This window comes from Oryzicola mucosus, assembly GCF_014534685.1.
Lineage (GTDB): Bacteria > Pseudomonadota > Alphaproteobacteria > Rhizobiales > Rhizobiaceae > Oryzicola > Oryzicola mucosus.
In genome coordinates this window covers 903,250-920,814 of the sequence record NZ_JACVVX010000001.1, presented here as the reverse complement: position 1 = coordinate 920,814, position 17,565 = coordinate 903,250, and the positions used below count along the sequence as shown (strand labels likewise).

At 61.0% G+C, this 17,565-nt stretch carries 17 protein-coding genes and 1 pseudogene; 4 read left to right on the top strand and 14 right to left on the bottom strand.

Going from position 1 to position 17,565, the window contains the following annotated elements:
- Positions 1 to 314: 314 nt before the first annotated feature.
- The 10 genes from ICI42_RS24095 to ICI42_RS04320 form a co-directional block, all read right to left on the bottom strand.
- Positions 315 to 455, bottom strand: coding sequence for a hypothetical protein (locus tag ICI42_RS24095; protein WP_330999100.1), 141 nt, complete (start codon positions 453 to 455; stop codon positions 315 to 317).
- Between the two features lie 99 nt (positions 456 to 554).
- Positions 555 to 1,262, bottom strand: coding sequence for a glutathione S-transferase family protein (locus ICI42_RS04360; RefSeq protein ID WP_188163280.1), 708 nt, complete (start codon positions 1,260 to 1,262; stop codon positions 555 to 557).
- A 79-nt stretch (positions 1,263 to 1,341) separates the two neighbouring features.
- Complete coding sequence (locus ICI42_RS04355; protein WP_188163279.1) at positions 1,342 to 3,453, bottom strand: xanthine dehydrogenase family protein molybdopterin-binding subunit; 2,112 nt, start codon at positions 3,451 to 3,453, stop codon at positions 1,342 to 1,344.
- Positions 3,453 to 3,932, bottom strand: a complete 480-nt coding sequence (locus ICI42_RS04350) for a (2Fe-2S)-binding protein (RefSeq protein WP_188163278.1) — start codon at positions 3,930 to 3,932, stop codon at positions 3,453 to 3,455. The genes ICI42_RS04355 and ICI42_RS04350 overlap by 1 nt, the downstream gene beginning before the upstream one ends.
- Positions 3,933 to 4,071: 139 nt before the next feature.
- Entirely contained in the window at positions 4,072 to 5,046 is a 975-nt protein-coding gene (locus tag ICI42_RS04345) for a Bug family tripartite tricarboxylate transporter substrate binding protein (RefSeq protein ID WP_188163277.1), read from the bottom strand.
- 132 nt (positions 5,047 to 5,178) lie between these two features.
- A complete protein-coding gene (locus tag ICI42_RS04340; protein ID WP_188163276.1) occupies positions 5,179 to 5,802 on the bottom strand; it encodes a nuclear transport factor 2 family protein in 624 nt (207 codons plus the stop codon).
- Between the two features lie 75 nt (positions 5,803 to 5,877).
- On the bottom strand, positions 5,878 to 7,383 hold the full coding sequence (locus tag ICI42_RS04335) for a tripartite tricarboxylate transporter permease (protein WP_188163275.1): 1,506 nt from the start codon (positions 7,381 to 7,383) through the stop codon (positions 5,878 to 5,880).
- An 18-nt stretch (positions 7,384 to 7,401) separates the two neighbouring features.
- Complete coding sequence (locus tag ICI42_RS04330) at positions 7,402 to 7,860, bottom strand: tripartite tricarboxylate transporter TctB family protein (protein ID WP_188163274.1); 459 nt, start codon at positions 7,858 to 7,860, stop codon at positions 7,402 to 7,404.
- A gap of 217 nt (positions 7,861 to 8,077) precedes the next feature.
- Positions 8,078 to 8,839, bottom strand: coding sequence for an SDR family NAD(P)-dependent oxidoreductase (locus tag ICI42_RS04325; protein ID WP_188163273.1), 762 nt, complete (start codon positions 8,837 to 8,839; stop codon positions 8,078 to 8,080).
- Positions 8,840 to 8,964: 125 nt separating this feature from the next.
- On the bottom strand, positions 8,965 to 9,738 hold the full coding sequence (locus ICI42_RS04320; RefSeq protein ID WP_188163272.1) for an HpcH/HpaI aldolase family protein: 774 nt from the start codon (positions 9,736 to 9,738) through the stop codon (positions 8,965 to 8,967).
- A 221-nt stretch (positions 9,739 to 9,959) separates the two neighbouring features.
- Between ICI42_RS04320 and ICI42_RS04315 the strand changes: the two genes are divergently transcribed.
- Positions 9,960 to 10,853, top strand: coding sequence for a BKACE family enzyme (locus ICI42_RS04315; RefSeq protein ID WP_188163271.1), 894 nt, complete (start codon positions 9,960 to 9,962; stop codon positions 10,851 to 10,853).
- 32 nt (positions 10,854 to 10,885) lie between these two features.
- Entirely contained in the window at positions 10,886 to 11,797 is a 912-nt protein-coding gene (locus ICI42_RS04310) for a cupin domain-containing protein (RefSeq protein ID WP_188163270.1), read from the top strand.
- A gap of 54 nt (positions 11,798 to 11,851) precedes the next feature.
- On the opposite strand, the gene ICI42_RS04305 is transcribed toward ICI42_RS04310, so the two are convergent.
- Together ICI42_RS04305 and ICI42_RS04300 are read right to left on the bottom strand one after the other, a co-directional pair.
- A complete protein-coding gene (locus ICI42_RS04305; RefSeq protein ID WP_188163269.1) occupies positions 11,852 to 12,871 on the bottom strand; it encodes an NAD(P)H-quinone oxidoreductase in 1,020 nt (339 codons plus the stop codon).
- A gap of 23 nt (positions 12,872 to 12,894) precedes the next feature.
- A complete protein-coding gene (locus ICI42_RS04300) occupies positions 12,895 to 13,842 on the bottom strand; it encodes a DUF6282 family protein (protein WP_188163268.1) in 948 nt (315 codons plus the stop codon).
- Between the two features lie 116 nt (positions 13,843 to 13,958).
- Here ICI42_RS04300 and ICI42_RS04295 point away from each other — a divergent pair, with 116 nt between their 5' ends.
- Positions 13,959 to 14,741 (top strand): helix-turn-helix domain-containing protein, encoded by a 783-nt coding sequence (locus ICI42_RS04295; protein WP_188163267.1) that lies wholly within the window; start codon positions 13,959 to 13,961, stop codon positions 14,739 to 14,741.
- 220 nt (positions 14,742 to 14,961) lie between these two features.
- Here ICI42_RS04295 and amaB read toward each other — a convergent pair whose 3' ends face one another.
- Together amaB and ICI42_RS04285 are read right to left on the bottom strand one after the other, a co-directional pair.
- The gene (gene amaB, locus ICI42_RS04290; RefSeq protein ID WP_188163266.1) at positions 14,962 to 16,485 is read right to left on the bottom strand and encodes an L-piperidine-6-carboxylate dehydrogenase; all 1,524 of its coding nucleotides are present in this window, start codon (positions 16,483 to 16,485) and stop codon (positions 14,962 to 14,964) included.
- A gap of 88 nt (positions 16,486 to 16,573) precedes the next feature.
- Positions 16,574 to 16,849: pseudogene (locus tag ICI42_RS04285) on the bottom strand (FAD-binding oxidoreductase); the annotation flags it as partial.
- Between the two features lie 111 nt (positions 16,850 to 16,960).
- Between ICI42_RS04285 and ICI42_RS04280 the strand changes: the two are divergent.
- The gene (locus ICI42_RS04280; protein WP_188163265.1) at positions 16,961 to 17,548 is read left to right on the top strand and encodes a HupE/UreJ family protein; all 588 of its coding nucleotides are present in this window, start codon (positions 16,961 to 16,963) and stop codon (positions 17,546 to 17,548) included.
- Positions 17,549 to 17,565: the final 17 nt, after the last annotated feature.

The window sequence follows — 17,565 nt, the reverse complement described above, 5'->3', positions numbered from 1 at the left end:
CGCTGAAGAAGGCATGGGCGCAGCGGTCGTAACGGGTTGAGATGTGTCTCCAGTCATAGGCTTTGTCTGCATCAGCCTACCGGCATGGTAGCATCGGGTAGATCAGAGCGGCGCCCTTGTAGACGCTCATTTCGGTGACCCCAGCGCTTAGCAGAGCTATCCACCTTTGCCCGCAATCAACGGTGCTTTGCAATGAACGCGAGTTTCATATCGCGTCCCTGGCAAAGTCGGCTGCGGCCTTTTTTTAAGATAGCGCGCTCCGCCTTCAGCTTGGTGCCTTCACGACGGCGCCGCTCGATCAAGCTGCTCCGGCTTCATTTGACCTTTTCCAGGAAAGGACTGGCCAGGATCGTCGCCATATTCCCGGACCATTGGCGCAACACATCCTTGTCGACATCAAGCTCACGGACCGCTTGGGCAACAGTAACCCCGCGGTCCCTGACCAGCTTCACCACCTCAACCTTCTACTCGCGGCCAGATACGCGTCTTTGCATTCATGCTCGCCGGTCCAGAGGAACACCTTCACTCGATGTCCATGAAACCGGCTGCGGACCTTATGAAAGGTCCTGGCGCGAAATCTCTGATTTGAAATGGGGGTTCTGCTCTCGCTCCAGAACCCTTCGCACGGCGGGCCTCTTGAGCATCTCGCTTTTGTGGCGCGTGAAATGCTCAAGCGTCTCCATTGGCAGCCCGTTACTCATGCCCCAGCCGTAGAACACCAGCGCATAGGGGTCCACGACCGTGTACCGCTCCCCCATGATCCAGGCCTGATCGGCAATCAAACCGTCGATCTCAACCATGTTTTCCCAGTATTTCGCCAGTGCCTTCGTCCGGATGTCGCCATGAACCTCTTCGTTGTCGGCGAAATGATAAGGACGGAATTTGGCCTTCTGAAATATATGAGGCGTGTTCGAAAACCATGCCATTTGCGCAATGCATTGCATCTGCTCGACAATATCAGTCGGAAGCAATGATACCTCCGGGTTGGTGAGACCGATATAGGTCAGTATGGCGGTGTTTTCCGTTATCACCTGACCATCCGGAGTGATGAGGGAGGGGACTTTGCCGCGCGGGTTGATCGCCAGATAGTTCGGGGCAAGGTGCTGTTGTTTCCCGAGCAGTGTTTCGATCGGTCGAAATGGCTTGCCCGTTTCTTCCAGTGCTATATGCGGGGCCAGCGAGCAGGCCCCCGGACTGTAGAACAGAACCGTTTCGCCCTTCAGCGCAGAAAGCCCTCCTGAGAGTTGCTCGATATTTTCCATAGTCCGTTCTCTCCGTTCCCGGTCCAGTCAGCTGCTCACAGCGGGGCGCCACCGATCAGGCGACACAACCTATCTTGCATCAGGCGTTCAAAGCGGCTGCCATGATCCGCTCGCGTGTCATCGGCATGTCGCAGATACGGATGCCCAAGGCATGGGCGACAGCATTGCCGATGGCCGCGGCGGTAGGTCCACCGGCACATTCCCCGACCCCAAGCGCTTCATGCTGGTCTGCTTCGATGAGCTCGACGTGAATCTCGGGTATGTCTGAAAATCGAATGACGGGGTAGCTCTGCCAATCCAATGTCGAGATGCCCTGCGGGTCGAAACCCACTTCTTCGATCAAGGTCCAGCTGATGGCCTGGACGATATTGCCTTCGACCTGGCTGACGATGCCGTCGGGGTTTATCACCAGCCCGGCATCCACGGCGCACCAGATATCTGTGACCCGCACCGCTTCATCGACCTCCACCGCCGCGACAACCGCAGCATAGGCCGAGGAGTTCTTGTAGCGGGCGAGGCCGATGCCCAAGCCACGTCCGGCACCGCCAGCGTCCCGCAATGACCAGCCGGCCATTGCCGCGGCTTTTTCAAGCGTTCTGCGGGCGCGTGGGTCGGAGAGTGTGGACAGGCGGTATGACACGGGATCTTCGCCTTCGCGAGCGGCGAGTTCGTCCATCAAGGCTTCGATTGCAAAGACATTCAACGTCGCTCCGAGCCCGCGCAACGAAGACGTCCGCACCGGCACGTCGTGGATCAGGTGATAGCTGATCCGCTTGGCGTCTATGTCATAGAGTGGAATTCCGTTGCGGTCCGCGCCCCCTCCCCGTTCGAGAGGAATGTCGAACGGCTTGCGTTCGGGAGGCTGTTCCTTCATCGCGTCGGCGGCAAGCAGATAGGCGCCGCCGACGCCGGGGCGCTGGCCATGGGCAGCGCTCCATATCTCGGTCGTCCAATCGCGGGGACGCCCTCCGGCATCGAGTGCTGCGTGAACTGTGACGGTCATCGCCGAGGACAGCGGTTCGTAGCCGAATTCCTCTTCCCGCCGCCACATCAGCCGGATCGGCTGGTTGGGAAGTGCCCGCGCCAAAAGGGCTGCATCCAGCGCAGCATCGTCGGCACCGTTATGGCCATAGCAGCCACCGCCCTGCACATGGTGGCATGTGACGTTTTCGGGCGGCAGGCCGAGTGTCTTTGCAATGTTGTCGCGCAACGGATGCATGCCCTGGGCATGGGACCACACGGTCAGCGCGCCGTCGCGATAGACCGCCAAAGCGCAGGATGGGGCAATTGAGCCGTGTGACAGGAAAGGCCGCGTAAAGGTCAGCGACGCACCATGCGCCCCTGCGGGTTCTTCAACAGGAGCGCCGATCAGCCGATCGTGAGAAGGCTGCGCTGCAACCCATTTTGCGGTTGCCTGTTCGGGATGGAGGATGCGAGCATCGCTCCAGACGGCACAGTCCGCTGCCGCGACGGCCGCAGCACGAACGGCGGTTTCGTCGGCTCCGACAAAGGCCACGAAGTTGTCGATGCGTATGATGCTGATATCCGCGCCGGCCTTGCGTCTCACGAAAGCCTCGTCGAGCGCAGCAAGCGTAGCGCCACGACCAGGCTGGCGCAGGGTACGGGCATGCAGCATGTCAGGCAGCACCATGTCGTGAATGAAGCCTGAGCCTGTCAATTTCGCAGGAAGATCGAGCCGCGGAACGGACGTGCCAACGAGACGATATGTATTCGAGGACTTGGGCAACACCGTGCCGGTCGCCTCGGCGGCAAGATCGAGATCGCCGGCAACCGCCCAATAGTCGAAATCGGTCGGGGTACCATTTCTGAGAAAGACACCCTCCACGACGGACAGCTCATCGGGAGACGCGTTCAGGCGCAGCGCAGCCTGCTTCAAGGCGAGTTCGCGGACTTCGGCCGCAACGAGGCGGATTGCGCCGCCCGAATGCTCGATGGACCAGCTCGAAGCCGTATAGCCCTCTCCCGGGCCTTCCGCTGTGTTGCCGGACATCATGCTGATCTGGTCGATCCGCAAATCCAGCTCTTCTGCGGCGATCTGGGCTAGCGCGGTGAGCACCCCCTGGCCGAGTTCGACCTTGCCGGTGCCGACGCGGACGGTGCGGTCGTCGCAGAACTTTAGCCAGCGATCCAGGCGCGGATTGTCCTTGAGGCTGTTGGAAAGCCCTGCCATCAAGCCACCTCTTGGCGCAATGTGGCTGCCGCCTTGAGAACAGCGCGCAGGATGCGGGGATGCGATCCACAGCGGCAAAGATTTGCATCGAGCGCCGCGATCACGTCCGCGCGCGTCGGGTTCGGATTTCGATCCAGCAAGGCTTTGGCCGAAACGAGAATGCCCGACAGGCAGTATCCGCATTGCCCGGCCTGTTCTTCAAGAAAGGCTCGCTGAAGCGGATGGAGCGCCTCTGGCGAGCCCAAACCTTCCACCGTGGTGACGCACCGGCCCGCGAGGGTGCCGACTTCACGGCTGCAGGAGTACTCGGCATTGCCGTCGATCAACACCATGCACGCCCCGCATTGCTCCAGCCCGCAGCCATACCGGCTGCCTTTCAGCCCGAGATGGTTACGCAGAACGTCCAACAGAGGCGTGGTGGCCGGGATATCGAGGCTGTGATCCCGGCCATTGACGGTCAGGGTAAAAGGCTGACTCATGCGGTGAAGTCTCTTCCGTACACGTCTAACACGCTGTCGATGGAGGTATTCGGCCTCGCAGTGAGGCGCGTGAACCTATGCCGGGAATGGATTGCCGGGCCTTTGGACTCCAGGGCCCGGCAACCATCCGCTGCCGAATTCAGCTCGGCTGCACGAGGCCTGCCTCGACCAAAGGTATGAGCGTTTCGATCTCGCGCTCGACGGAGGCGCGCATCTGGTCGGGGGTGTTGACCACGGCGGTGAGGCCGAGCGACGCCAGCTTTGCCTGAGCAGCAGGCGTATCGCTCCACTCCTTGATGGCCGAGTTGATGGCACTGACGATGTCGGGAGACATTCCCTTGGGACCCACCGCTCCGAACCAGAGGGTCTGGTTGTAGTCCTTGAGCCCTTGCTCAGCGACCGTCATGACTTCAGGCAGTTCGCCGATGCGCTTTGCAGATGTCACCGCCACGCCGTGGATTTTGCCATCCTTTATGTGTGGCAGGTAATTGGACGGCGCGTCGAGAGCGAAATCGATATGCCCGCCCAGCAGATCGGCAAGCAGAGGCGGAGAACCCTTGTAAGGGATATGGTTGAGCTCAATGCCGGATTCGAGCCCGATGATGGCAGCGCAAATGTGGCCTTTTGTTCCTGCGCCCGGATTTCCGATGTTCACCTTCCCAGGATTGGCTTTCGCATAGGCAATCAGTTCCTGAAGCGATTTCGCCGGCGCATTGGCGCTTGCGCTCAACAGCGCCGGGCTTTCGGCAACCACGGTAATCGGCGTGAAGTCGACCTGGGGGTCGTAGGCAAGGTTCTTCTGCACCACCTTGTTGGCGGCGAGAGGCGCGCTGCCGCTGATGAGGATGGTGTAACCGTCGGGCGCCGAACGGGCGAGTTTTCCGCCTGCGAGAGCACCGGCGGCACCCGCCAGGTTCTCGATGACGAACTGCTGGCCGAATTTCGCTGTCAGCAGATCGGCGACGATACGGGCAATGATGTCGCTCGTGCCGCCCGGAGGGTAAGCCGAGATCACGACGACCGATTTGCTTGGCCAGTCGGCAGCGATCGCTATTCCGCTGGTGGCCAGCGTCACGGCCGTCCCTCCCAGCACGATGAATTCACGTCTGTTCATGTTACTCCTCCTCCCGCTCGTTCCATCGAGCTCCTTGGCCAAAGACCTAGCCTGTCTCGGCCTCAGAGCGAAATGTTCACTCCCGTCATTTCGTCCTTTGGAACGATCGCGTCGCAACAGCTGCGTCGCCGATCATGCAGCGCCGGCAAGCCAGCGGTCTTCGGCGGCGTGAAAGGCGCTGAGTTCATCGGGGCGATCGTCACCCAGCAGATCGGGATTAACCCTCACGCCGCGTTTGTATTGGATATAGGTCAGGAATTTATAGGACGGTCGCATTGTCGCCAGCAGCGACCAGTCGACCGGGAGAAGGTCGGACGGATTGACCGGTTTCATGATGTCCCTCTCGAACAGGACCTCGAAGCTCATCAGCTTCCATGTCCCCGCTTCCCGCACTGCCCGCGAGAAAAAGCGGCAAAAGACGTGAACGTCGACTTCGATGTCGTCCGGACGCGCGCGGTTGAAAATCATCGCCGGACTTTCCACGGTCGCCCGATCGCCGTTAACCTGAGCGAAAGCCGGGAACACCCAATGCTTGCTGTTGCCGGTCGCGCTCATCCATTTGCGGGTCGCCTCCACATAGGCCTCGCCGCCGCGCGCATCGTACCAGCTTGTGCGGATATGCGCGTCCCTGTGAAAACATGCGCTCATAACGTCGAAACGCCGCTGGTCACGAGCAAAGCGTTCGCGGCGCACGAGATCGAACAGGTCTTCGCGATCGAGGAGAGCGCGAAGGCGCTTGTCATCATCCGGCTGCATGGTCACCTCATTGACGGTTGACGGATTGGAGCGGCCGGCAACCGGTTAGTCCATCCGAAGGCTGATCTCTTGCCGCTAGTCCGCATCTTGCAGCCCTTCTTCGCGGACCTTGCGGAAGCGTGGCGATACGATCGACAGCAGCAGCAGGAAGGCGACAACCAGCGTTCCGAGGCTGAGCGGGCTCGAGAAAAATACGGTCGCGTCGCCATGGGAGATCAGAAGCGCCCGCCGCAAATATTCTTCGGCCATCGGACCGAGGATCATGGCCAGAATCAACGGCGCGGGTTCTGCCCCAACCTTCTTGAAAAAATAGCCGAGCACGCCGAACAGAGCCATCATGTAAACATCGAAGACGCTGTTGTTGATGCTGTAGACGCCGATGGCGACGAAGACGCAGATCACCGGGAAGAGAAAGTGATAGGGCACCGAAATCAGCTTGGCCCATAAGCCGACAAGGGGAAGGTTCAGAAACAGCAGCATGAGGTTGCCGAGCCACATGGAGACGACAAGACCCCAAAACAATGCCGGCTGCTGCGTGAGGATTTCCGGCCCAGGCTGGATGCCCTGGACGACCAGCGCGCCGATCATCAGCGCCATGGTCGCGGTCCCGGGAAGGCCGAGCGTCAGCATGGGGATGAAACAGGTTTGCGCCGCGGCGTTGTTCGCAGCCTCGGGTGCGGCGACACCTTCGATTGCTCCCTTGCCGAATTGCTCGGGATGTTTTGAAATCTTCTTTTCCAGCGCGTAGGCCGAAAATGAAGCCAGCAGGACACCGGCGCCGGGCAGCACCCCAAGCAAGACGCCGATACCGGTTCCGCGCAGGATCGGCGCAGTCATTCGGCGCCAGTCATCCGCTGTCGGAAACAGGCTGCTGACCGGCGCCACGGTAGCTGTCCGGCTTCGTTCGTTTTCCAGATTGGCCAGGACATCTCCCAGACCGAAGATGCCGGTGGCAACGACGACAAAATCCAGCCCGTCCAGAAGGTTCACGGAATCGAATGTGAAGCGTGCGGCGCCCGAATTGACGTCTGTCCCGATCATACCCAGAACTACGCCGAACAGCGCCATGCCGAAAGCGGTGAGAAGCGAACCGCTCGTCAGCACCATCGAGGTAACGAGGCCGAGCACGATCAGCGCGAAATACTCCGTGGGTCCGAACGTCAGCGCCAAGCTCGCCAGAAGCGGTGCGGAGACCGCAATAAAGAGCGTGCCGACCGTGCCGGCAAAGAAGCTGCCGATCGCCGCCGCTGCCAGTGCCCGTCCGGCCTTGCCCTGCTTGGCCATTTCGTGGCCATCAAGCGTGGTGACCACGGACGACGCCTCGCCGGGGATATTCATCAGGATGGCGGTTGTCGAACCGCCATATTGCGAGCCGTAGAAGATGCCCGCCAGCATGATCAGTCCAGTGTCGACCGGCAGTCCGAAGGTAAAAGGCAGCAGCATCGAAATGGTGGCTATCGGTCCCAGACCGGGCAGCACGCCGACGGCCGTGCCGAGGAACACGCCGAAGAAGCAGTAGGCGAAGTTCGTCAGGGTGGTCGCGGTCGAAAGGCCGAGCAGAAGTCCGTTGAAGATATCCATGTCAAACTCCTGCGATGTCTATGAAGCGAGGCCTTGCAGCCAGTTTCCGACGATCGGAACGGGAAGGCCGAGCAAATCAACGAAGAGGATCGAACAGAATGCGGCAAAGGCAGCCGCACCGGCGAAAGCTCTCCAGTCGAAGCGGAATTTTTCGCTCGTCGAGGCGCTGAGGACGGTCAGCAGGAAGACCGCTATAGGCAGCCCGAGCGGTTCGACGGCGAGGCCGAACACAAGTATGGAGAGGGGAACGGCGATGACCGGCTTCCAGCCGACGGTCGGTATCACCACACGGGTCAATCGCGACCGCAACAGAATCAGAAGACCGGTGACGATGAGCAGGCTCGAAATGATGATTGGGAAGTAGCCCGGCCCCATCCGACTGGATGTCCCGAACGGGTAGCTCACCGCCATCGTTGCCGCAACGACACCGACGGTGGTAAAAAACAGTCCCAGCAAAATGTCCTGGCTAAGCTTCATCCGAGCTCCTCTCCTCAGAAGACGTGACACGCCCTAGTACGACAGGCGACGAAGGTTCAGTTCCAGCGTCCGCCGATGATCCCCGAGACACCACTGCACCATGCTCAATGTCGGCTGGCAACGCGGCAATGACATTGTTCCACCAGGCGAAGACCCGCTATGAGCCAGCACATCGCCGGAACAGCGGACGGCGTTGCGAGAACCGTGCGTGCTTGCGTTATAAATGCCGTCCCTCATCGACCGGAACGACGATCCCCGTCGAACTGGTGAGATGAACAATGCAGGCGATGACCGCCCGCGCAACGTCGTCCGGCTTTGTGATCTTCGCCAAGGGAAGCCGATCAGCGACTTTTTGCAGTTGCTCGCGGGAACGATGCGGAACGAAATCCGTGTCCACGCCCGCCGGTGAGACAGAAAAGACGCGAATTTTGGGTGCGAGAACCTTGGCCAAAGCAATGGTGAGCGAATCCAGCCCGCCCTTGGCAGCCAGATAGGCAAGGCTGCTCCCCAAGCCTGTCCGCGCTGCAATCGACGATATGTTGACGATCGCCGCGCTGTCGGCCTGGTCCAGCAACGGCCGGAATGCGCGGATCATGGCAAACGGGCCCCTGAGATTGATCGCAACAGCACGGTCGAAGATATCGTCCGTCAAGGCATCGAAATCGTTGGCTGCAACCGGTGTGGTGGCGCCCCCGCAATTGATCAGGGCGTTAAGGCTGCCGAATTTGTCCGCAACGGCGGACGCTGCCTGAGCGACGGACGCCGGATCGTCGATTGCGATCCTGAGCGCGATGTGACCACTGCCTTGAAGGCCGGTCACGACTTCCTCCGCCATCGCTCCGCGGCTGTTGTAGCCGACGATGACGGTTGCGCCCATGCTGGCGAGGCGCGCCGCCGTCGCGCGGCCGATCCCGCTGTTTCCACCCGTAACCAGCGCGACTTTCGGAACTTTCAGCTCCGGGATTTCGATGGCAGTCATGTCTTCTCCTGGCGCAATTTCTACGGTTATGCCCTTTGAAGAGCTGACGTTGGCAATCCTGCCCGCTCGACGTCTCGGCGAGAAGCTTTTTGTCCGCAAGCGTCCGTCTTTTTCCCGGCGCCGACTTAGTCGAAATAGTCCTTCAGTGCTGCGCCAGCCGCCGACCGGATGAAGCCGTGGTCGCTCGATACCAGCATGGCCGTCGCGCCGAGCTCCCTTGCAAAAGCCAAATCCGCCTTGCCATTCGGCAGCAGCATCAAGTGGACCCCCGCATCCCGAGCCGCTGCCGCCACTGTGGTGGTGATTTCTGCTACCTTGCCCGCCGCGTCAGGATCATCTCCGAACGCTGCCGTCAGGTCTCCTCGTCCCACGAACAATGCGTCGATGCCATCGACCCTGGCAATGTCGCCGGCGCGACCGACAGCTTCCGCGTCTTCGATCATTGCAATGCACGTCACCTGTCGATCCTGCACCGCCATATGCTGCACACTGCCAACCTTGCCCCAGCCGCTGGCGCGCGTGAGCCCCGCAAAGCCGCGATTGCCGCCGGCATATCGGCAGGCTTTCGCAATTGCCTGTGCTTTTTCCACCGTAGTCACATGTGGAACCATGATCCCCGAGGCGCCGCAATCAAGCGCCGAGAGGATGTTCGCGTCGCTGAAATCTCCCACGCGCACGATGGGTGCGACGTTGGATGCCCGCGCTGCAAAGATCATCATGTCCGTCGTGGTCCTATCCAGCGGAGCATGCTCCTGGTCGATCACCACGAAGTCGTAGCCAATCACCCCCAGGATTTCGACCACCTGTGTGGTCGGAAATTTCAGGAACGTGCCGAGCATCCGATCACGCGCCAGCAGACGGTCGCGGAATGAACTGAAGTGCGGTCGTTGTTCGGTCATTGAACCTGCCTTTCGATAGGGCTCCCTAATCACTCGCGACCGTCTTGCGAAGGCAATAGCCTCTCCGTTTCTCCCTGCGGAATGCCACCTTTCGATCAGCTTGCGCGTTTCTAGGCGCGAAACGACGGTCGATAGGATTTGTGGTCAGTGGCCTCGGATGCGAGCGAAGAGGCGAACTCTCCGGGTCGATACACGACCGCGCTCAGCAAGGAAGGCAACACTTGGCCGATCCCACAATCATCACCTGTGCCGTAACCGGCAATATAACCAGCCCTTCGCAGACGCCCTATCTGCCGATCACGCCGGAACAAATCGCCAATGCCTGCCTCGAGGCGACCCGCGCGGGCGCCTCCATCGTCCACATCCATGTGCGGCATCCCGATGGAAGACCAAGCATGGAACTGAGGCATTATAGAGAGGTCGTCGAACGGCTTCGGGCGGCCGACGAAGACGTCATCATCAATCTCACCACAGGTCCAGGCGGGCGCTTCATCCCGAGCGAAGACGATCCGAAGGTTGCAGCACCTGGAACGACGCTGTTGCCGCCGAGGCAGCGCGTCGAACATATCGCCGCCTTGCGGCCGGAAATCTGCAGCCTCGACTTCAACACGATGTATTCCGGCACATCGGTGGTCATCAACACGCCCCAGAATCTGGCAATCATGGCCGAGATCATACGGGATGCCGGTGTCCTGCCCGAACTCGAAGTGTTCGACACTGGCGACATACAGCTTGCCAATCATTTCCTGCAGGAAGGACGGCTCGATGGGCCGGCGCTTTTCCAGATCGTGCTGGGCGTCCGCTACGGCGCAATCGCCACGCCCGAAACCCTCCTTTATATGAAGTCGCTTCTGCCTGCGGGCTCGCATTGGGCCGCTTTCGGCGTTGGGCGTTTCGAATTCCCCATTCTCGCACAGGCATGGCTGTTGGGAGGCCACGTCCGGGTCGGCCTGGAAGACAACATCTATCTCGAAAAAGGCGTCCTTGCAGAGAGCAACACGGTCCTGGTCCAGAAAGCCGTGCGTGTCGTCAAGGAACTCGGCGGCAGGATCGCCACGGTCGGCGAGACGCGCGAGATGCTGAAGCTGAAAAAACAGCTTCCGAACGCGATCTGACACCCATTCCACAACGGCAAATGGAGGAAAACATGTATGTCCAGAGCGACCCTCGGTCGAGCCTGCAAGGCAATGCTTCGCCGAAGGATGCCAAGGTTCACAGCAGCTATTTCGGCTCTCAACTCGGCCTTTTCTACCAGGAGAAGCCACAGACCATCGATGCCAATGGCGAGACCTGGATCAGTCGTGGCCAGAATTGCGTCGTGGTCTACAGCAATGGCAAGGAAGGCGGCTGCTTTTCGCGGGAGAACCAGCCCGACGAATACGCCGTGATCATTCCGGACAGGGAAACCACGGTCGAGATTACCACGTCGCAAGGGAGCACGGTCGTGCCAGGTTATTCGGTAGCCTTCGTGCCGCCGGGAGCCAGCACCATCCGGATGTTGACCTCCGGTACCCTCGTCCGGCTCTTCACCCCCAAATCCGAGGATTTGGCGAAGGCGGCGGCCAATGCGGAAGCCTTCGCAGGGCCACATCCCAACGTGCCCCCCTTCGAGGCATGGCCCGAGCCGCCTGGCGGCCTGACCTTGAAATGGTACACTCTGGACGTTCCCGAAGATCCCTCACGCTTCGGTCGGATCTATCGCTGCACGACCTTCATGATCAACTATCTCGCGCCCCGGGTCGGTCCGCGCGAGCGCGATAAAGTCTCGCCGCACCATCACGACGATTTCGAGCAATGCTCGCTCGCGCTCAGCGGCAGCTTTACTCATCATCTGCGGTGGCCGTGGGTGACCAATATGAATATCTGGCGTGAAGACGAGCATCTTTATTGCGAGTCGCCTTCGATCTGCATCATCCCGCCACCCGCCATCCACACCACGACAGCGGAATCCGCCGGTATCAACCAGTTGGTGGATATCTTTTCGCCGCCGCGTGCGGATTTCTCGGCAAAGCCGGGCTGGGTTCTGAACGCGGACGATTATCCGCTGCCGGCAGGCTGAACACAATCGGCGGCGGCATCCAATGCCGTCGCCCGGTTCGCCTATGGTCAGGCATCATCGCTTGTTCGGCAGCGGAATGGTTTCGGCGAGCGCTGGATCGACCGCCAGCACGACTTTGCCGATCTGGCGGTTTTCATCAAGGATGCGATGGGCCGCCTGCACATGCCGGAATGGGACGACCTCGTGGATGCGGGTGACGATGCGGCCGTCTTCGAGCAGGGGCCATACCTGCTCGACAAGTTCCCTGGCAATCCGCCCCTTATAGGACGCAGGCCTTGGCCGCAGCGTCGAGCCGGTTATCGTCAAGCGTCTGCGCACGACAGCTCGGATATCCACCACTGCCGTCGGGCCTTGATGGCTCGCGATGAAAACCAGCCGACCGTCATTTCTCAAAAGGTCCAACTGCCGTTGTGTGTCAGGGCCGGCCTGGCCGTCGAGGATCACATCGACCCCCTCGCCTGCCGACACGGCACGAATTTCGTCGTCCCAGGCGCCGCGATAGTCCACGGCCGCATGCGCGCCGATAGCCGTGCACACCGCTCGCTTTTCCTCGCTGCCGGCCGTGGCGTAGACCGTGGCATTGCGCAAACGCCGCGCGATCTGAATGCCGGCCATGCCGACCCCACTCGTCCCGCCATGGATCAGCAGGGTTTCCTCGGTCTCAAGACGGGCGAGCCATATCAAATTGTTCCAGGCGGTGAAGAAGACTTCCGGCAGCGAGGCTGCCTGGACAAAGCTGAAACCGCGCGGAATGGGCATACATTGGACGGCCGGCACCACGCAATATTCCGCGTAGCCGCCGCCATTGACCAAAGCGCAGACCGCATCTCCGACCCGCAGCATGTCGACACAGTCACCGACCGTCTCGACAATGCCTGCGACATCCAGGCCCATGATCGGGGATGCGTCGGACGGGGCTGGATACAGCCCACGCCTTTGCTGCACGTCGGGGCGGTTCACCCCGGCGGCCAGGACCCGTATCAGAACTTCACTCGCCCCAGGCCGGGGGCACGGCTGCTCCACGATCTGAAGAACGTCCGGCCCGCCTGGCACCTCGAAGAAAACCGCCTGCATCCTGTCGACCGCGACGACGGCGTTCAGCTGCTCAGTCCAAGCAGGCGGGCGGGATTGTCCGCCACCATGGTCCGCACCTCGGCCTCGCTGAAGCCGAGTGCCAGGCAGAGCTTGATGGCCTGGCGCATGCCTTCGACCGGGGTTGGATTGTCCACTTGCCCAAGATCGGAGCCGATCGAGGAATGCTCGACGCCGGCCGCAAGGATATGTTCCTTGAACTCCTCGGGCGTGTATGTGTTGAAGCGCGAGTCCACATAAAGCCCGGCCGACTGCTCGATCAGCGCGCCAAGCTTGGCCAGGTCTCTGACATCTTCATAGGTAAAGTGCAGGCCGTACATGGGATGGTTGACGAGCAACCGCTTGACACCGCGCGCCCGCGCTTCGTCGAAAAGCTTCCAGATCTCCCACACGTGCAAGTGACCCGACGACAGGATCGCGTCGAATTCGGCGATGAGGTCGAGAATCTGCTTCACTTCGTCGAGAATTTTTCCATAGGGGTCGACGACGGTGAGGCCGGGAGATGGCCTGAGCTCGACATTGGTCGCCAGCCGCGTCTTGCGATGCGCGCTGCGGATATGGTTGCCAGCCTGTGCCGTCGGCATCCAGATCAGCTTGGCGCCCATCTTCAACTGGGCGTCGACGACAAACGGATTTAGCCCGCCCGTCGAATTGTTGAGGACCAGGCCGCTATACATCGCAAGTCCGCGCTCTCCGAAGAGACGTTCCATCATCGGTATGACTGGCGCTACCGAATAGTGGTGATCCTTGAACAGTACGGCACGCATACCGGCAGCCGCTGCCTCCTCGGCGGCCTCCATATGGTCGAGCTTTCGCGGCATGGTCGACGGGCCTGAGTGGACATGAAGGTCGATGGCACCCTTCAACAAATCATTTGCGACCGAGTCGTCTATGCCGGCGATCAGGCGCCGAACTTCTTCCCTATTGCGATTTGCGTCGTTTGCCGAAGCCATCATCTTCCCCTGTATTCAACTCAGCCTCTGATAAGGCGCGGCTTCGGCCAGCCACAACTTGTCATAACAGTCGTTTCGCTTTACGAAACGGCACTCGATACGGGGGAGGACGATCCATGGGCATTCGAGCTGTCGAACGCGCGATGGCTGTGCTGCAGGAACTCAACCTGCAGCCGATCAATACGATCGCGCAACTGCATGCCCGGACGAAGCTTCCCAAGCCTACGCTCGTGCGCATTCTGCGCACGCTTGAGGAGGCGGGGTATGTCGAGAACGACGCCCGGCAGGGCGGATACCACGTCAGCGCGCTGGTGACGTCGTTGAGTTCCGGTTTCCATAAAGACCCCCTGGTGGTGGAAGCCGGGCGCGCATGGGCGATTGCGATGACCCGCAAGCACAAATGGCCGGTGGCGATAGCCTTGCCGGACTACGACAAGATGGTGGTGCGTTTCAGCACCGTGCCGGACAGTTTCATTTCCCCATTCCACAGCACGGTCAACAAGCGCTTGAACCTTCTGACGCGTGGACTCGGCCTGGCCTATCTGGCGTTTTTGGACAAGGAAGAGTTCGATTTGATCGTCGGCGTGCTGAAGCGCTCGGACGATCCTGAGAACGCTCTCAGCCACCATCCCAGCGAGTTGGCCAGGCTGGTGGAAAAGGTGCATGACAATGGATACGCGGTCAGGTCTTCGTTTGTAGAGCCGAAAAATTCGAACACGATTGCCGTGCCCATCATCGGCCAAGGCGACCGGGTGCTGGCCAGCATAGGGATGACCTATTTCAAGTCGGCCTTCAGTTCCGAGCAGGAAGCCTGCGAACGCTATGCGCCGATCCTGAAATCGGCGGCCAATGCGATTTCGGAAGACCTGGATCGTCTCACGAACCAACTCGCGGTCTGACTGTTCAGTAGGCGTCCAGCAGCATATCCGCGTTCTCTCGCGAGAAGACGAGCGAGTGTGGTTTTTGAGGATGACGGTGCACGCCTTAGATTCAGTTGCTCGCATTGGCGTCGATCTGCAGGATCATGTCACTGCGATAGCGGCGGTGCGCGAGGCGGGCTGAAGGCCCGCCTCCTCGATCTTGCTTTGCGTGCTCAGTAAGCCTTACTCGATATCGCCGCTATTCGATGTCAAACGAGACGCCCTGGGCGAGCGGCAGGGATTTCGAGTAGTTCACCGTGTTGGTGGCGCGGCGCATATAGGCCTTCCAGGCGTCGGAGCCGGATTCGCGGCCGCCGCCGGTTTCCTTCTCGCCGCCGAAGGCACCGCCGATTTCCGCGCCCGACGTGCCGATATTGACGTTGGCGATGCCGCAATCCGAGCCGTCGACCGCCAGGAAGCGCTCGGCTTCCTGGACGTTAAGCGTGAAGATCGATGACGACAGCCCCGCCCCGACGGCGTTGTGATCGTCCAGCACAGCGTCGAAGTCGGAATACTTCATGACGTAGAGAATCGGCGCGAAGGTTTCTTCGAGAACCGGGCCAGCCTGCTTCGGCATTTCGACGATGGCGGGCTTGACGTAATAGGCCGTGTCCTTGCCGGCATCGGCGACGCGCTCGCCACCGGTGACGGAACCGCCCTCGGCCTTGGCCGCTTCCAGCGCCTTCTGCATGCCGTCGAACGCCTGCTTGTCGACGAGCGGGCCGACGAGAGCGGAGGTTTCCAGCGGGTTGCCGACGGAAACGCTGGTATAGGCCTTCTTCAGGCGCGGCACGAGCTGGTCGTAGACGCTGTCATGCACGAAGAGGCGGCGCAGCGTCGTGCAGCGCTGGCCGGCGGTGCCCATCGCACCGAAGGCAATCGCGCGCAACGCCATGTCGAGATCGGCGGACGGGCAGACGATGCCGGCATTGTTGCCACCGAGCTCGAGGATCGAGCGGGCAAAACGCTTGGCAAGGCGCGGACCGACTTCCTTGCCCATGCGGGTGGAGCCTGTGGCCGAAACGAGCGCGACCTTGCGGTTGTCGACGAGGGCTTCGCCGATGACGCGGTCGCCGATGAGGACCTGGCTGAGGTTCGCTGGGGCATCGCCGAACCGGGCCAACGCGCGCTCGAAGATCGACTGGCAGGCAAGCGCCGTCAGCGGGGTCTTCTCGGACGGCTTCCAGACGATGGCATTACCGGCGACGAGCGCGAGGGCAGCGTTCCACGACCAGACGGCAACCGGAAAATTGAAGGCCGAGATGATGCCGACGACGCCGAGCGGGTGCCAGGTTTCCATCATGCGGTGGCCTGGGCGCTCGGTGGCGATGGTGAGACCGTAGAGCTGGCGGGAAAGACCGACGGCGAAATCGCAGATGTCGATCATTTCCTGCACTTCGCCGAGGCCTTCGGAGGTGATCTTGCCGGCTTCGATAGACACAAGACGGCCGAGATCCGCCTTGGAAGTACGCAGTTCCTCGCCGAGCAGGCGGACGAGTTCGCCGCGTTTGGGAGCCGGCACGAGGCGCCAGGCCTTGAAAGCGTCATGGGCAGCGTCGATAGCCGTGTCGGTCTCGGTCCCGGAAACGGTCTTGAGCTTGCCGATCTCCTCGCCGCTGACCGGACTGTAGGAGGCCATGTCGCCGCCCTGCCAGGCGCCACGGTCGACGCCGAGCTTGTCGAGAATGGCTGCGGTTTCCTGTTTTACGTCGACTTTCGTCATGGGGTAACTCCGTGTTTGTCTCAATCAGAAGGTTGCGGCGCCGAGCGGCTCGGCGAGATAATGGCTTTCAGCCCGGCCGCAAGACGGCGAACCGTTCGACCGCGACGGCAAGACCCAGTCGCCCAGGTCCGCCTCGCAATCGCGCGGCAAGGCGCGGGTCACCCCTGGCGGCGGCGAGGTTGAAGCGTAAGCCACCATCGCCGATATGGCCGAAATCGCAGATCGTCACGTCCTCGAAATGATCAGGCATGTCCGCTTTCATATGCGCCAGGAAAGGCATGATGTCACCCCGGCGGAAAGGCAGATCGAAGGCGATCAGGCGCCCGCTCTGCTTAACCCCTTCGGACAAAACGTGGCGCAGCGCCCGTCTTTGCCAGCCGGCAGTTCTTCCAGCACTTGCTCGTCGTCACGGCCAGTTGCATCTTGTGCAGCGCACGCAAACGGGCAATACATTTTGAAAATGGGGATTTTTACAATGAAACGCTCGCTACTCGCACTTGGTTTGACAACCCTGCCCAGCGCGGCCTTCGCCCATGTCGGCGGGGGTGAGGCCAGCGGCTTCGCGCATGGGTTTATGCATCCCATCGGCGGCGTCGACCACATACTTGCGATGGTTGCCGTCGGCGTGTTCGCCTATGTTTTGGGCGGACGAGCACTGTATCTGGTTCCTGCGAGTTTCGTCGGCATGATGATCGTCGGCTTCTTACTGGGCACGAGCGGTGTCGATCTGCCTCTCGTCGAGCTTGGCATCGGCCTCTCCAGCGTCGTGATAGGGGGTGCGGCCGCATGGGGCAGGTCCGTACCGACCGTCGTTGCCATGGCGCTTGTCGGGGTTTTCGCTGTTTTCCACGGCCATGCCCACGGTGCGGAAATGCCCGGCAATGCCAGCGGTTTCCTCTACGCGGCAGGCTTCATCCTGGCGACGGCTTCGCTGCATCTTGCCGGCATAGCTGCATCTATCGGCGCGGCGGCACTTGTCGGCAAATACGCCCGACCGGTTGCACGCGCGGTCGGAGCCCTGTTCGCAGTCGGCGGCATCGGCGTTCTGGCGGGTTGGCTGTAAGCCGACGGACAAACTAT

Coding starts and splice junctions, on each gene's coding strand:
- ICI42_RS04340 (WP_188163276.1), bottom strand. CDS start 5,802: ATGCAGCCGGATGATGACAAGCGCCTTCGCGCTCTCCTCGATCGCGAA.
- ICI42_RS04320 (WP_188163272.1), bottom strand. CDS start 9,738: ATGACCGAACAACGACCGCACTTCAGTTCATTCCGCGACCGTCTGCTG.
- ICI42_RS04310 (WP_188163270.1), top strand. CDS start 10,886: ATGTATGTCCAGAGCGACCCTCGGTCGAGCCTGCAAGGCAATGCTTCG.
- ICI42_RS04305 (WP_188163269.1), bottom strand. CDS start 12,871: ATGCAGGCGGTTTTCTTCGAGGTGCCAGGCGGGCCGGACGTTCTTCAG.
- ICI42_RS04345 (WP_188163277.1), bottom strand. CDS start 5,046: ATGAACAGACGTGAATTCATCGTGCTGGGAGGGACGGCCGTGACGCTG.
- ICI42_RS04360 (WP_188163280.1), bottom strand. CDS start 1,262: ATGGAAAATATCGAGCAACTCTCAGGAGGGCTTTCTGCGCTGAAGGGC.
- ICI42_RS04350 (WP_188163278.1), bottom strand. CDS start 3,932: ATGAGTCAGCCTTTTACCCTGACCGTCAATGGCCGGGATCACAGCCTC.
- ICI42_RS04330 (WP_188163274.1), bottom strand. CDS start 7,860: ATGAAGCTTAGCCAGGACATTTTGCTGGGACTGTTTTTTACCACCGTC.
- amaB (WP_188163266.1), bottom strand. CDS start 16,485: ATGACGAAAGTCGACGTAAAACAGGAAACCGCAGCCATTCTCGACAAG.
- ICI42_RS04355 (WP_188163279.1), bottom strand. CDS start 3,453: ATGGCAGGGCTTTCCAACAGCCTCAAGGACAATCCGCGCCTGGATCGC.
- ICI42_RS04280 (WP_188163265.1), top strand. CDS start 16,961: ATGAAACGCTCGCTACTCGCACTTGGTTTGACAACCCTGCCCAGCGCG.
- ICI42_RS04325 (WP_188163273.1), bottom strand. CDS start 8,839: ATGACTGCCATCGAAATCCCGGAGCTGAAAGTTCCGAAAGTCGCGCTG.
- ICI42_RS04300 (WP_188163268.1), bottom strand. CDS start 13,842: ATGGCTTCGGCAAACGACGCAAATCGCAATAGGGAAGAAGTTCGGCGC.
- ICI42_RS04295 (WP_188163267.1), top strand. CDS start 13,959: ATGGGCATTCGAGCTGTCGAACGCGCGATGGCTGTGCTGCAGGAACTC.
- ICI42_RS04335 (WP_188163275.1), bottom strand. CDS start 7,383: ATGGATATCTTCAACGGACTTCTGCTCGGCCTTTCGACCGCGACCACC.